At 48.3% G+C, this 12,645-nt stretch carries 14 protein-coding genes and 1 riboswitch; all 14 genes read left to right on the top strand.

Annotated features, from left to right (window positions below; all coding sequences use genetic code 11):
- Positions 1–76: 76 nt before the first annotated feature.
- Entirely contained in the window at positions 77–1,309 is a 1,233-nt protein-coding gene (locus ACWA2B_RS04825; protein ID WP_449291756.1) for an L-threonylcarbamoyladenylate synthase, read from the top strand.
- A gap of 326 nt (positions 1,310–1,635) precedes the next feature.
- Positions 1,636–2,196, top strand: a complete 561-nt coding sequence (locus ACWA2B_RS04820; RefSeq protein WP_029518517.1) for a manganese efflux pump MntP — start codon at positions 1,636–1,638, stop codon at positions 2,194–2,196.
- A gap of 103 nt (positions 2,197–2,299) precedes the next feature.
- On the top strand, positions 2,300–2,884 hold the full coding sequence (locus ACWA2B_RS04815; protein ID WP_029518516.1) for a low molecular weight protein arginine phosphatase: 585 nt from the start codon (positions 2,300–2,302) through the stop codon (positions 2,882–2,884).
- A gap of 78 nt (positions 2,885–2,962) precedes the next feature.
- Positions 2,963–3,044, top strand: a riboswitch (ZMP/ZTP riboswitch).
- A gap of 219 nt (positions 3,045–3,263) precedes the next feature.
- Positions 3,264–3,851 carry a TIGR01440 family protein gene (locus ACWA2B_RS04810; RefSeq protein WP_029518515.1) on the top strand — a complete coding sequence of 196 codons (588 nt, stop codon included), beginning with the start codon at positions 3,264–3,266 and terminating at the stop codon, positions 3,849–3,851.
- 120 nt (positions 3,852–3,971) lie between these two features.
- Positions 3,972–5,222, top strand: coding sequence for a serine hydroxymethyltransferase (locus ACWA2B_RS04805; protein WP_165146166.1), 1,251 nt, complete (start codon positions 3,972–3,974; stop codon positions 5,220–5,222).
- Positions 5,223–5,395: 173 nt separating this feature from the next.
- Positions 5,396–6,277 carry a carbohydrate ABC transporter permease gene (locus ACWA2B_RS04800; RefSeq protein WP_029518514.1) on the top strand — a complete coding sequence of 294 codons (882 nt, stop codon included), beginning with the start codon at positions 5,396–5,398 and terminating at the stop codon, positions 6,275–6,277.
- Positions 6,277–7,113 carry a carbohydrate ABC transporter permease gene (locus ACWA2B_RS04795; RefSeq protein WP_069010016.1) on the top strand — a complete coding sequence of 279 codons (837 nt, stop codon included), beginning with the start codon at positions 6,277–6,279 and terminating at the stop codon, positions 7,111–7,113. Before ACWA2B_RS04800 ends, ACWA2B_RS04795 begins: the two co-directional genes overlap by 1 nt.
- Positions 7,114–7,128: 15 nt before the next feature.
- Complete coding sequence (locus ACWA2B_RS04790; RefSeq protein ID WP_449291755.1) at positions 7,129–8,394, top strand: ABC transporter substrate-binding protein; 1,266 nt, start codon at positions 7,129–7,131, stop codon at positions 8,392–8,394.
- 357 nt (positions 8,395–8,751) lie between these two features.
- Positions 8,752–9,381, top strand: a complete 630-nt coding sequence (gene upp, locus ACWA2B_RS04785; protein ID WP_013312332.1) for a uracil phosphoribosyltransferase — start codon at positions 8,752–8,754, stop codon at positions 9,379–9,381.
- A gap of 110 nt (positions 9,382–9,491) precedes the next feature.
- Positions 9,492–10,661, top strand: coding sequence for a non-hydrolyzing UDP-N-acetylglucosamine 2-epimerase (gene wecB / locus ACWA2B_RS04780; RefSeq protein WP_318627939.1), 1,170 nt, complete (start codon positions 9,492–9,494; stop codon positions 10,659–10,661).
- 170 nt (positions 10,662–10,831) lie between these two features.
- Positions 10,832–11,086, top strand: a complete 255-nt coding sequence (locus ACWA2B_RS04775) for an AtpZ/AtpI family protein (protein ID WP_069010013.1) — start codon at positions 10,832–10,834, stop codon at positions 11,084–11,086.
- Complete coding sequence (locus ACWA2B_RS04770) at positions 11,079–11,459, top strand: ATP synthase subunit I (RefSeq protein ID WP_069010012.1); 381 nt, start codon at positions 11,079–11,081, stop codon at positions 11,457–11,459. The genes ACWA2B_RS04775 and ACWA2B_RS04770 overlap by 8 nt, the downstream gene beginning before the upstream one ends.
- A gap of 29 nt (positions 11,460–11,488) precedes the next feature.
- Positions 11,489–12,313, top strand: a complete 825-nt coding sequence (gene atpB, locus ACWA2B_RS04765; protein ID WP_069010011.1) for a F0F1 ATP synthase subunit A — start codon at positions 11,489–11,491, stop codon at positions 12,311–12,313.
- A 104-nt stretch (positions 12,314–12,417) separates the two neighbouring features.
- Positions 12,418–12,642 (top strand): F0F1 ATP synthase subunit C, encoded by a 225-nt coding sequence (gene atpE, locus ACWA2B_RS04760; protein ID WP_025683777.1) that lies wholly within the window; start codon positions 12,418–12,420, stop codon positions 12,640–12,642.
- Positions 12,643–12,645: the final 3 nt, after the last annotated feature.

Below are 12,645 nucleotides of genomic sequence, written 5' to 3'. Positions count from 1 at the left end.
ATCTTTCAAAGTAGCCTTATAGGATCAAGCGAAATCACTGGCCTGTATACGACAATAAGATATGGGATGATCTGATATGAGTGATAAATCGAATCAAATGCAAGACTTGCGCGGAGATTTTGTGCAAAAGGAAAAATCGGAGCAAAAGCTGGACGAACAGGGGAATTGCGAGCTGAAGCAGGCATTGAAGTGGTGGGATGTAAGATGTTTGGTTCCTGTGAACAACACTGACGGGGGTGTTTCTGACGAAACTTCGGCTGAACAGACTCGGATCGCGGCGGAAAAAGGCATACGCGAGGCTGCTGTACTCCTCCAAGCTGGAGAGACGGTAGCCTTTCCTACGGAGACCGTGTACGGACTGGGAGCCGATGCTCGTAGTACAAAAGCGGTGGAGGCGGTATTCGCTGCCAAAGGACGCCCCTCCGATAACCCGCTCATAGTACATATTTCTGATGCTGATCAATTAGAGGGTATGGTAGCAAAAATAAACGATACAGCCCGGACGTTGATGAATATGTTCTGGCCGGGACCGCTGACTCTCGTATTGCCAGTGGTGCCGCAGGCACTGTCATCGCGTGTAACGGCCGGGCTGGACACGGTTGGTGTGCGTATGCCAGATCATCCGATAGCGCTGCGCTTGATCGCTGAAGCGGGTTGTCCGTTGGCTGCGCCAAGCGCCAATCGTTCGGGAAGACCCAGTCCCACCCTTGCACAGCATGTGCGGGAGGATCTGGAGGGCCGCATCGGCGGCATTTTAGACGGAGGTCCCACAGGTGTGGGGCTGGAGTCCACGGTGGTGCAGGCGGGTGACGACGGAACGGTCACCATCCTGCGCCCCGGCGGCGTGACGGCTGAGCAGCTCGCTGCAGTTGCTCGCGCCGTCGTGCTGGACCCGGCGCTGGCCGCTACGCCCGGGGAGGATGCCGACAGCCCGGCGCCGCGCTCGCCGGGCATGAAGTACACACACTACGCGCCGCGAGGCCGCTTGAGCGTGGTACAAGGCCCGTCGTCCGTTGAGGTGACGGGGTGGATTCGCGCTGCGCTGGCGGAGGCTTCCGCGCGCGGAGAGCGCACGGCAGTGCTCGCGTTCGACGAGCATACCGCCGGCTACGCCGGAGAACGCGTCTACACGCTGGGCAAGCTGGACGCGCTCCATGAGGCAGCGCAACGCCTGTACGGCGTGCTGCGTCGCTGCGACGAGGACGGCGTCACCTACATTTTGGCGGAATCCTGTCCGCCGAAAGGATTGGGCGACGCCGTTATGAACCGCCTGCTTAAAGCGGCAGGTCACCGAATCGTCCGCCTGTAGCTTCTGTCGAATCAGAGCCTCTTATAGTGCGTGTTCAAAAAGTCGGCTTTTCAGGACCGAGAAGGCTGGATGAAGCTAGGGACTGAGTAGCGGAGCGTAGATAGATCTACGTGAGCAACGGAAGGCCCGGCTGAATTCAAGATTCGACGTCGAATCCGCTTCTTGAATAGCTTCGTTATGGAAAGACGACTTTTTGAACAACCTCTTATATTAAATTTTCCTCCCTCCTCTTCTCGGTATGGGGTACTTTCAGTGCATGCTTGTACTGATTTGCCCCTTGTCCGCATAACGTGTACAAGAACAGACGGATAATGGAGGGATGGAGTATGCTGGCAGCCTCTGCCCATGCCGGGCAGGTTGTAACGATTCTGATCATGGCGGTAGCGCTAGGAATGGATGCGTTATCGCTGGGCGTAGGGATCGGCATGAAGGGGATACGCCTGCGAGACGTGCTGCGCATCAGCACTGTTATTGGCTTTTTTCACATTCTGATGCCATTGCTGGGAATTTTCACGGGCCATTATATGAGTTCTTTATTAGGTCATGTGACGACCTACTTCGCAGGGGGGCTACTCATCCTTTTAGGCGGGCATATGGTGTATAATTCCTTCAAAGGGGACGGCGTACAGGTATTGGATCATCGTTCGCCTTTAGGTCTTTTGCTGTTTGCACTTGGGGTGAGCGTGGATTCATTTTCTGTAGGAGTGTCACTGGGGATGTTCCAGAGTGATCTGGTGCTGTCTGTTCTGGCATTTGGTTTTTGCGGGGGAGCAATGGCGATGTTGGGCCTGCTGCTGGGTCGCAAGGTCAGCCGCAATCTAGGAGATTACGGGGAAGCAGTGGGCGGTGCCATTTTGCTGGCATTCGGCTTTATGTTTATGTTTTGATTTTAGCTCAGACAGTGTAAAATAAGTGCAGGGTTAAAGTAAGGGATTAGGATTATAGTAATCCTCTGTTTATATATTTTTTAACATACGGGGGGTGAAAACGTTGAAGAATATCTTATTTGTATGCACTGGGAATACCTGTCGTAGTCCAATGGCTGAAGGGATGCTGCGTAAGTTGGCTGCTGAGCATGGACTAGAACTGGAAGTGCGTTCTGCGGGAGTGGCAGCGATGGAAGGCACGCCGATATCCCGACATGCAGAGGCGGTTCTACGTGATCACGATATATCCGATCAGATCACTTCAACCCCTTTGAGCGACGGGCTTGCCGGGTGGGCACATCTGATCTTAACCTTGACGCAAGGACATAAACAGCACGTAATTCAGCGCTTTCCCCAAACGGCGGGCAAAGTATTTACGCTTAAGGAATATGTGGAGAACCGGGATGCGGTGTTGAATGATGTACAGGAGTTGGACGGTTTATATGCTTCACAGCAGTTGATGGCTTCACTTGGACAAGAGCTATCGGCGCAGGAGCGTGAACGAATGATTGAATTACACCAACGGATTCCGGGCTTTGATATTTCAGATCCGTTTGGCGGTTCACGAGAAGACTACGATGTCACAGCTGCGGAAATCCGCACGGCGCTGCATAAGCTGCTGGACAAGCTAAAGGCCTCTTCCGAATAAAGTCGCTCTTACTCATCTATTTTGTACGGAATCTGTTGATTTTCGACGGTTAATCCGTTAAGATAAGGTGGAAAAATGAGAATCCGATGTAACTGGCGACAAAAGTGGGATTAACCACGATGGAGCATCGGATATACGGCCGGTCGCCTGGGCAAAAGAGCAATTCCACATAGGTGTGGACTGCTCTTTTTTCATATACAAGTTATGCCAGATGTTTAGCTGAGGGTTGATTCCTTCAAAGGTTCTTCCATTTTTTCTGCTCGAAATCTGAAACATCGGCTATAATATAGTGAGATTGTGATCAGGAGAGAGTGTGTTGAACTTGGGGCATGAGACCGTGCCTAGTCTCTGAGAGGCTGTTCAACCAAAGGAGGTTCCAATGGTGGGACAATTGGATCATGAGATTTCGCTAGAAGCACAGACCACTTCTGTTGTGCGGGAAATCGCAGAAGCAGCCAGTCTCAGGGCTGGTCGCCTGTTGGTTATCGGCGTTAGCACAAGTGAAGTGGCTGGAAGTCGAATTGGCACGGCGGGAGCGCTCGATGTGGCTCAACAACTGTTATCTGGAGTAGAGTCCGTTCGCAGGCAGTATGGCTTTGATGTAGCGTTTCAATGCTGTGAGCATTTGAACCGAGCGTTGGTCGTTGAACGGGCTGTACTGGAGCGACTGGGACTGATGGAGGTTGCGGCTGTTCCTGTTCGTACAGCAGGAGGCTCTATGGCTACCGTCGCCTATCGTTCTATGAGCGACGCGTGTTTGGCGGCGAACGTGCAGGCTCATGCCGGGATAGACATCGGCGAAACGCTGATTGGCATGCATCTACGACCGATTGCTGTTCCGTTTCGCCCAAGCCTTCGCTGGATTGGCGAAGCACGTGTGACAGCGGCGTTCACCCGTCCTCCACTTATTGGCGGACAACGGGCGGTGTACAGTCTGGAGCAAGAAGTCGGCGGAAACTGCGATTAGCATTTGGCATGGCGGCATGTTTGTACTAATCGTTTTTGCAATGAGGATGAGGTACCCAACAGAGGAGCAGGCGTTAGCTTGTATACCCAACAATTGACTATGGAGAGGGAGTAATCAATCATGATGGAACACCTGCGTAAAAGTGACCCAGCAGTGATGGAAGCAATGGGACTTGAACTGAAACGACAACGCCACAATATCGAGCTAATCGCATCCGAGAACATTGTCAGTGAAGCAGTAATGGAAGCCATGGGCTCCGTGCTGACGAATAAATATGCTGAAGGTTACCCAAACAAACGCTACTATGGTGGCTGTGAGCATGTAGATATCGTTGAAGACATCGCACGTGACCGAGCAAAAGAACTGTTCGGCGCTGAGCATGCTAACGTGCAGCCTCACTCTGGAGCACAAGCCAACATGGCGGTGTATCTGGCAGCTCTCAAACCTGGAGATACTGTACTGGGTATGAATCTGGCGCATGGTGGCCATTTAACACACGGAAGTCCGGTTAACGCTTCCGGCTTGTTGTATAACTTTGCTGCCTATGGTGTGCGCGAAGACAACTTCCGCATCGACTACGATGAAGTGCGCAAGGCAGCCTTCAAGCACCGCCCTCGTCTGATTGTAGCTGGCGCGAGTGCATATCCGCGTACTATTGATTTTGAAGCTTTTGCTTCCATTGCCAATGATGTAGGTGCTTTGTTCATGGTGGATATGGCACATATCGCAGGTCTTGTGGCAGCGGGAATTCACCCAAGTCCAGTTCCGCATGCCCAATTTGTAACAACAACGACACACAAAACGCTGCGTGGTCCGCGTGGGGGTCTGATTCTGACTCGCAAAGCATGGGCGCAAGCGATTGATAAAGCTATTTTCCCTGGTACTCAAGGGGGGCCACTGATGCATGTGATCGCGTCCAAAGCGGTTGCTTTGGGTGAAGCGCTCCAGCCATCGTTCAAAACCTATGCGCAAAATGTAGTCCGCAACGCACAGGTGCTGGCTGAAACACTGTTGGCTGAGGGGATTAACATTGTATCCGGTGGTACGGATAACCATCTGATGCTGTTGGATACGCGCAATTTGAATATCACAGGTAAAGAAGCGGAGCATGTATTGGATTCCGTGGGCATCACGGTCAATAAAAATGCGATTCCTTTTGATCCGACCAGTCCATTCGTAACAAGCGGGATTCGTATTGGTACACCTGCTGCAACATCTCGTGGGATGGATGAAGAGGCTATGGTCAAAATCGGTAAAATCATTGCTGAAACCCTTAAAAACCCGAAAGATGATACTGTATTGTCCAAAGCAAGCCAAGCGGTTGGCGAGTTAACAGATAAGTTCCCGATTTATTCAGGAACTCAATACTAATTCATCGACATTCATAATCTTTATGTTATAGGCTGTTTTCCTTCCGTAAGCCGGAGGAGAACAGCCTTTTTTTGCTTCCAAACGACTCGAAACTTACATTTTTGGGTAATAAGCGATTACAGTAAAGGTTTGTGCGCGCTTTCCTTTATATCTACGACAAAGGAGTGATTACATTGAGTCAAAGAAAATCCGCGCAATTATTGCAGCAGCTCGTATTTGTGGGACCGATGGCGTTGTTTTTCGTCTTGATTATGGTCATTCCGTTCCTGCTGGGGCTGTATTATTCCATGACGAACTGGGATGGAGTATCTGAAAATATCCGATGGCTCGGGCTAGGGAATTACGTTCATATTTTTAGGGACGATCCAGATTTCCGTAATGCGTTCTGGTTTACGGTTCGGTTTACCGTATGTGGTGTCATTCTGACGAACCTGATTGGCTTTTTCCTAGCCTATGCACTTACCAAACCGTTGCGTACCCGTAATGCACTGCGAACTGTATTTTTTATGCCCAATATGATTGGCGGCTTGCTGCTCGGCTTCATCTGGCAATTTATATTTGTACGCGGCTTTTCTGCGGTAGGGGAGGCAACAGGGCTTTCCTTTTTTAAACTGCCGTGGCTGGGTGATGGGCCAACTGCTTTTTGGGGAACTGTCATTGTGTTTGTATGGCAATATGCAGGTTATCTCATGGTTATTTACATATCTTCGTTAAATAATGTACCGTCTGCTCTGATTGAATCGGCTCAAATTGACGGCGCGGGCCGAAGACAGATTTTGCGTCATATTGTAGTGCCACTTATTATGCCAGCGGTGACCGTCTGCTTGTTCCTAGCGATATCCTGGTCCTTTAAAGTATTTGAATTGAATTTGGCTCTCACAAAGGGGGGACCTTTCAAGTCGACAGAGTCTGTAGCGTTGGACATATATAATGAAGCGTTTACAAATAATCGACTTGGATTGGGAACTGCCAAGGCTATGATTTTCTTCGTGGTCGTTGCGATCATTACCAGCATTCAGGTGCGTCTCACGAAGAAAAAGGAGGTCGAAATGTAATGGAAAAAACGTCAAACTACCGTTTGGGCACATGGGTTGCTGAAATATTGCTTATTGTGATCGGGTTAATTTTTCTGGTTCCATTCTATTTTTTGCTCGTAAACTCCGTTAAATCCTTTGGTGACATTTTGGCCCATTCCGCTTCGTGGCCGACAACCTTCCGTTTTGAAAACTATGCTAACGCCTGGAATAAAATAAACTTTCCCACAGCACTGGGGAATTCACTGATTGTCACGATCGTCAGTAATGCGCTTTTGCTGCTCATCAGCTCGATGGCCGCTTACCAGATGGTTCGGCATGACACTCGTTTTAACCGGTTCCTGTTCGGTTTGCTTGTGGCTGCGATGGTAGTTCCCTTTCAATCGATTATGTTGCCGCTTATGGAAGTGTCCAACGTATTGAGCTTGAACAACAGTATACCGGGACTGATCTTATGTTATCTGGGTTTTGGAGCGCCTTTATCCGTTTTTCTTTTTCATGGCTTTATTAAAACGGTACCTATTGAGATCGAGCAGGCGGCAAGGGTGGACGGTTCATCCCGGTACGGGGTGTTCTTTCGCATCGTTTGTCCACTGCTGCTGCCTATGTTCGTAACCGTGCTTATCTTGAATACCTTATGGATCTGGAATGACTATCTGTTGCCTTCGCTCATTTTGAATGATCCTGAGCTGCGTACCATTCCGATTGCAACCTATATGTTGTTTGGTCAGTACACCAAGCAATGGGACTTGGCGCTGCCAGCACTGGTGTTGGGAATCACGCCAATTGTTGTGTTTTTTCTGGTGATGCAAAAATACATCGTTTCTGGCATTGCAGCCGGCGCGGTCAAAGGCTGATGGGAGGGATAATCGATGAAAAAAACAGCGTTACTTGTCATCTCCTTGATGGTGCTGCTCGCATGTACACTTGCAGGTTGTGGAAATACGAAGGCTCAACAGAGTGAGACGAAAACGATACACATTTATCAATTCAAAGTAGAGATTTCGGAACCACTAAATAAGCTGAAGGCAGAATATGAAAAAACGCACCCTGGCATCAAGCTGGATATCCAATCTGTCGGTGGTGGTACGGACTACGGTGCTTCGTTGAAGGCTAAATTCGCATCAGGCGATCAGCCGGACATTTTTACAAATGAGGGCTACCAGGACCGCGATACGTGGTTGGAGTACTTGGAGGATTTGTCGGATCAGCCATGGGTGAAGGATCTGGACGATTTCGCTCGTAAGCCGATGACGGTTAACGGTAAGATTTATGGACAGCCTATGAACCTAGAAGGATTTGGTTTTGTTTATAACAAGGATTTGTTCAAAAAAGCGGGCATAACCAAACTACCTCAGACGATAGATGAACTGGAGGAAGCAGCCAAGCGACTGAAAGCGGCAGGGATTATACCTTTTGCTAACGGGTATGCGGAATGGTGGGTTCTGGGGAACCATTTTATCAATATTCCGTTTGCCAGACAGCCGAACCCGGAAAGTTATGTTGAGGATTTAAACAAAGGAACGGCTCGCATCCCCGGTAACCCGGTGTTCGATCAGTGGGTGAAGTTGCTTGACCTGACTATAAAATATGGGAACCGCAATCCGCTCACGACGGATTACAATACACAAGTGACGCTGTTTTCGACAGGTAAGGCTGCTATGATGCACCAGGGGAACTGGACGCAACCGCAAATAGATGGAATTAATCCTAACTTGAATTTGGGTATTCTGCCTGCGCCTATAGACAATGATCCCTCCACAGGAGGTAGACTCGCTGTGGGAGTGGCATCGAACTGGGTGGTCAATAAAAATTCGCCTGTAAAGCAGGAGGCAAAAGAATTTCTCAATTGGTTGGTCACATCAGAAACAGGCAAGCATTATATCACCAAGGAGTTTAAGTTTGTTCCCGCCTTCAAAAGTATCACGTCCAGTGACGAGACGACAGGTGATCTAGGTGCAGAAATATCTCGGCATGTGAGGGAAGGCAAGATATGGAGCTGGAACTTCCAACGCTTCCCTAAGGGACTGAATCAGGATTTAAGCAGTAGTATACAAGCTTATATTGCAGGAGTTATCACGAAGGACGAAATGCTTCAGCAATTTCAGGGAGCGTGGGACAATTTGAAGTATAGATAAAAAGAATACCTCTGCATGAGGATGCAAAGGCTATAGCATGGACAGGAAGTTTAAAGTCAGCAGGCTTTGACGGTCAAGTGCCGTCAGGGCCTTTTTGATGTGGTTTTATGTGACGAAAGTCACACGTAAAGCGGTCCTATTAAGTATTTTACATGTCATATCTTTCCCTTGACAAAAGGTTGCGGTGGCAGGTGTTAAATCAATCAAGGGAATGTTATAATAAACAGGATTTACAGGCACGCATTGCATCTGTGCTTATTTGGTTTGTGCAAATAGGTTACATAGATCCTTTCGACTCAGGATAGTTCGATATGCTGGCGCGAAAGAACGTGACGATAATACCGGAGGGAATATATTATGGCGAAACTGGTGGTTTGCGATCACCCTTTGATCCAACACAAACTTACATTTATCCGCGATGTGCGGACCAACACCAAGGATTTCCGCGAGCTGGTGGATGAAGTAGCAACATTGATGGCTTATGAAATTACACGGGATATCCCGCTGGAAAGCATTACGGTGCAGACACCGGTTGCTGAGACAGAAGGTAAAGTGATTTCAGGACGTATGCTGGGTCTTATTCCGATTCTGCGTGCAGGCTTGGGTATGCTGGATGGCGTAGTAAAGCTGCTGCCTGCAGCAAAGGTAGGCCATGTAGGACTGTTCCGCGATCCTGAGACGCTGCAACCCGTAGAATACTATACGAAGCTGCCTACAGATGTAACTGAGCGCGAATTGATCGTGATTGATCCGATGCTTGCAACGGGTGGCTCGGCAATTGCGGCGATTGATGTGTTGAAAAAGAGAGGCTGCACTCAAATTAAAATGATGAATCTGATTGCTGCTCCTGAAGGAGTCAAAGCTGTGCAGGATGCGCATCCTGATGTGGATATCTATGTCGCTGCACTGGACGAGCGTCTGGATGACCATGGATACATCATTCCAGGTCTTGGTGACGCTGGAGACCGCTTGTACGGAACCAAGTAGACTGCCTTTGGCGGTTCGGCAAAATCTATGGACGTTATGACAGGTCGTTTTTCTGAATAATGAAAGACCTGTGGAGCGGACATTTATTATGAAAAGGGGTTCAACAGAAAATGTCCAAAATCAAAGTGATGACAATTTTTGGTGTGCGTCCGGAAGCGATTAAGATGGCTCCTCTTATTTTGGAGCTTCAGCGCCACCCGGAGCATATCGAGTCCGTGGTATGCGTTACAGCTCAACATCGCCAGATGCTTGATCAGGTTCTGGAAGTTTTCAATATTCACCCTGATTATGATCTGGACGTAATGAAGGATCGCCAGACACTGAATGAAATCTCCATGCGGGTACTTCAAGGTCTGGAACCTGTATTGCGTGAGGCCAAGCCCGATATCGTGTTGGTTCACGGTGATACACTGACGACTTTCCTCGCCAGCTATGCAGCCTTTATGCAGCAGATTGAAGTAGGGCATGTGGAAGCGGGTTTGCGAACGTGGAACAAGCTTTCTCCATATCCTGAAGAAATGAACCGTCAGCTCACAGGCGTGCTGTCTGATCTGCATTTCTCGCCTACTTCTTTATCGGCTGGAAATTTGCGGAAGGAAAACAAGCCTGAATCGCGAATATATGTTACAGGCAATACAGTAACTGACGTATTTCAGTATACGGTTCGCCAGGATTACGAGCACCCTGTACTGGAGTGGGCTCAGGGCAAACGCCTGATTCTTATGACAGCACATCGTCGGGAATCCCAAGGGGAACCGCATCGTCAGATTTTTAATGCAGTTAAGCGCATTGCAGATGAGTTTGAGGATATCGCTATTGTTTATCCGGTTCATCCGAGTCCGGCTGTGAAGGAACCTGCATTTGAGATTTTAGGCAACCATCCGCGTATTAAGCTGATTGATCCGCTGGATGTCGTGGATCTGCACAATTTTTACCCACATACACATCTGATCCTTACGGATTCCGGTGGGCTTCAGGAAGAAGCGCCTTCGTTCGGAGTACCTGTTCTGGTGCTGCGTGATACGACTGAAAGACCGGAGGGAATTGAAGCGGGCACCTTGGAACTGGTGGGTACGAGCGAAGAGAACGTGTACAATCGGACCAAGGCACTTTTGACAGATTCCGCGTTGTACGATTCTATGAGTCAGGCAGCGAATCCTTACGGCGATGGAAAAGCATCAGTAAGAATTGTCAATGCGATTTTGCACCATTATGGCGTTCAATCCGAACGTCCTGAAGAATTTCACACAATGTTCACAAAAGGTGTTCGTCCGATATAATTATTCTTTACAAGGCAAGCATACAGTTAAACTGTACGGTTACCAAGGGATACAGCAATTTAAGATGCTTTGTCGTTTGATTTTATACTTTAGGGCGCTAAAATATCTCAATTGACAAAGATCTTATATTTAAGTAAAATGGACTGGAATTGCAGGGGTGACATGGAAAAGTGGTCAAACCTTCCAAGCAAAACAACAACCGAAATAACACCGGGAATGCCTTCAAGGCAATTGGATTGGTGAGCGCGATCGGCATTGATTTGGCGATATGCACATTGGGTGGTTTCTATGCCGGAAAGTGGCTCGATGCTAAACTTGATGGCTCCGGAATTTGGATTGGCGTAAGCGTTCTCGCAGGCTTGGTTGTAGGCGCATTAAGTATTGCCCTTGTGATCGGAAAGGTATTGAGGGATAACCATGAATGAGATGACCCGTATGCAAAAAATGTTATGGATCGTAGCGCTTGGTATTATGGCTCTGTGTTTCCTGGTCTCCGCCTTCATGCCCCAACATCGTGACATTGCTCACGGAATCATTCTGGGAACGGGAGTAAGCTGTCTTAATGTGCTGTATATGGCCTACAAAATTCGACAGGTTGCGAATGCAGCCGCCGGTGAAGGCAAGAAGAAAAAGGTGGGCATTGGCTTTGGCGTTCGAGTAGGGACCTCTATTTTGGCAGTAGTGCTGGCGCTAGAATTTCCAGCCTATTTCCATGAGATCGCTGTAATGGCAAGCCTGGTGACTGGACAATTTCTTCTTTTAATTATAGGCATCATATTCGCGCTACAGGAAAAATGATGGCTCAACTGAGAAAGGGGTGAGAAAACATGTTGCATGAATCACCGATTATCGAATTGGGCGGATTTAACATTGACTTGTCCGTCATTATTATGCTGGTTGTGACTTGCGCGATTGTATTTGGACTGGCATTTGCTGCAACGCGCAATTTGTCTGTGGACAATCCAAGCAAGCTGCAAAATTTTATGGAATGGGTCGTCGAATTCGTTCAAGGACTGATTACCAGCACGATGGATTTGAAAAAAGGGAAGCCATTCCTCTCCTTGGGGATGACGCTGATCATGTTCATCTTCGTCGGAAATATGCTGGGCTTACCGTTCGGGATTGTGACCGAGTTCGATAATGCGCAAAGTGCCCAAGTATTTGGACATGAAATCATTCCAGTCAAAGAAGCATTAGAACAAGCACAGGCGTCTCACCCGGGCGAAGCTGCCCATGTAGGTATCAGCTGGTGGAAATCACCTACCGCAGATGCAGGGGTATCCATTGGACTGGCTTTGATGATCTTTGTCCTGGTTCATTTCCTGGGGATTTTCCGTAATACCAAAGCTTACTTCAAGCATTACATTCAGCCATTTCCATTCTTTTTGCCAATTAACTTGATTGAGCAGTTCTCAAAACTGTTGACACATGGTATGCGTCTATTCGGTAATATTTTTGCCGGCGAAGTTTTGATCAGTGTTCTGCTGAAAATGACAGCACTTGGTGTGGGAGGTATGGTTGCTTCCGTATTGGGACTCGTGGTCTGGCAAGGATTCAGTATTTTTGTCGGCAGTATTCAGGCGTTCGTCTTTACCATTTTGACGTTCGTATATATTTCGCAGGCAATTGACACGCATGAAGAAGAGCATTAGTTAAAATTAGTTTCGGGTTTTTAGTTAAGTTCAGGAGTACGCTTCGCTCTTAACTGCAAATACATGTACAACACAAATACACATCTCTAAGGAGGATTTTTTAAATGGGAGCTTGGGCATTAATAGCAGCAGCTATCGCAGTAGGTTTGGGTGCGCTCGGCGCAGGTATTGGTAACGGTCTGATTGTAAGTAAAACAGTTGAAGGTATCGCTCGTCAGCCTGAGGCTAAATCAACTTTGCAAACGGTAATGTTTATCGGTGTAGGTCTGGTTGAAGCCTTGCCTATTATCGGGGTCGTTCTGGCGTTTATTTTCTACGCTAAGGCATAATAA

This window comes from Paenibacillus sp. CMM36 (genome assembly GCF_053570945.1).
This window is presented reverse-complemented; position numbering and strand designations above follow the sequence as displayed.

Excerpts from the sequence above, each read along its gene's own strand:
- ACWA2B_RS04825 (WP_449291756.1), top strand. The coding sequence starts at position 77 with ATGAGTGATAAATCGAATCAAATGCAAGACTTGCGCGGAGATTTTGTG.
- ACWA2B_RS04820 (WP_029518517.1), top strand. The coding sequence starts at position 1,636 with ATGCTGGCAGCCTCTGCCCATGCCGGGCAGGTTGTAACGATTCTGATC.
- ACWA2B_RS04810 (WP_029518515.1), top strand. The coding sequence starts at position 3,264 with ATGGTGGGACAATTGGATCATGAGATTTCGCTAGAAGCACAGACCACT.
- ACWA2B_RS04805 (WP_165146166.1), top strand. The coding sequence starts at position 3,972 with ATGATGGAACACCTGCGTAAAAGTGACCCAGCAGTGATGGAAGCAATG.
- ACWA2B_RS04795 (WP_069010016.1), top strand. The coding sequence starts at position 6,277 with ATGGAAAAAACGTCAAACTACCGTTTGGGCACATGGGTTGCTGAAATA.
- ACWA2B_RS04790 (WP_449291755.1), top strand. The coding sequence starts at position 7,129 with ATGAAAAAAACAGCGTTACTTGTCATCTCCTTGATGGTGCTGCTCGCA.
- upp (WP_013312332.1), top strand. The coding sequence starts at position 8,752 with ATGGCGAAACTGGTGGTTTGCGATCACCCTTTGATCCAACACAAACTT.
- wecB (WP_318627939.1), top strand. The coding sequence starts at position 9,492 with ATGTCCAAAATCAAAGTGATGACAATTTTTGGTGTGCGTCCGGAAGCG.
- ACWA2B_RS04770 (WP_069010012.1), top strand. The coding sequence starts at position 11,079 with ATGAATGAGATGACCCGTATGCAAAAAATGTTATGGATCGTAGCGCTT.
- atpB (WP_069010011.1), top strand. The coding sequence starts at position 11,489 with ATGTTGCATGAATCACCGATTATCGAATTGGGCGGATTTAACATTGAC.
- atpE (WP_025683777.1), top strand. The coding sequence starts at position 12,418 with ATGGGAGCTTGGGCATTAATAGCAGCAGCTATCGCAGTAGGTTTGGGT.